Origin of the sequence: Acrocarpospora corrugata (assembly GCF_009687845.1) — a bacterium.
GTDB classification, from domain to species: Bacteria; Actinomycetota; Actinomycetes; order Streptosporangiales; family Streptosporangiaceae; genus Acrocarpospora; species Acrocarpospora corrugata.
Map to the genome: position 1 here is coordinate 1 of NZ_BLAD01000023.1, position 964 is coordinate 964.

The 964-nt window shown below is 62.0% G+C and carries 1 protein-coding gene; it reads left to right on the forward strand.

The window, feature by feature from the left end:
• The coding region (locus Acor_RS00150) for an AMP-binding protein (RefSeq protein WP_155334415.1) at positions 1-964 on the forward strand (964 nt) is incomplete at both ends.

A 964-nucleotide genomic window follows, 5' to 3' on the forward strand; every position in this document is an offset into this window, starting at 1 on the left:
GATGCCGTATGCCGATGATGTGGCGGTTCATCAGCTGGTGGAGGAGCGGGCGGCTCGTAGTCCGCTGGCGGTGGCGGTGTCCTGCGATGGCCAGAGCCTGACCTACGACCAGCTCAACGCGCGGGCCAACCAGCTCGCCCGTCACCTCATGAACCATGGAGTCACAGCGGGGCGCCTGGTGGCTGTGTGCATGGAGCGCGGTGTCGACATGATGGTGGCGCTTCTGGGCGTTCTCAAGGCCGGCGCCGGCTATGCCCCGCTGGATGCCGACTACCCCGCTGAGCGCCTGAATTTCATGATGCGGGATATCCGGGCCTCGCTGTTGATCACCCATTCCCACCTGCGCGAGCGTCTGGATAACGTCGGGCCCGTTCCCCAGGTGCTGATCGACCACGACTGGTCGGCCATCAGCGCCCACGACTCAGCCGATCTGCCTCCACAAGCCGGTCCGGACGACCTGGCCTACATCATCTACACATCGGGATCCACCGGTACGCCCAAGGGCGTCATGATCCAGCATCGATCGCTGAGCAACCGCCTTCAGGAGATGGCGCGGCGCTACGAGTTGACTTCCGAGGATCGTACGCTGCAGTTCGCATCCATATCCTTCGACGCTGCCGCCGAGCAGATATTCCCGACACTGATGTCGGGAGGCCGACTGCTCATGCGTGGTTCAGATAACTGGTCTCCCTCTCGCGTCCTGGCAGAGATTCGCGAACAGAAGATAACCGTTGCCGAGTTGACGCCCGCCTTGTGGGAACAGGTCATTCCTCACCTGGATTCCGGCAAAGAGTTCGGTGGCCAGTTCCGTCTGATGGTCCTGGGGGGCGAGCAGGTTTCCCCGGTGTCTGTGAACGCATGGTTCCAACGTACGTCGGTGCCCATCTACAACACTTATGGCCCCACGGAAGCCACCATCACCGCGACGTCCTGCTACATCGAAAAAGCGGAAGAGAAGGTGCTG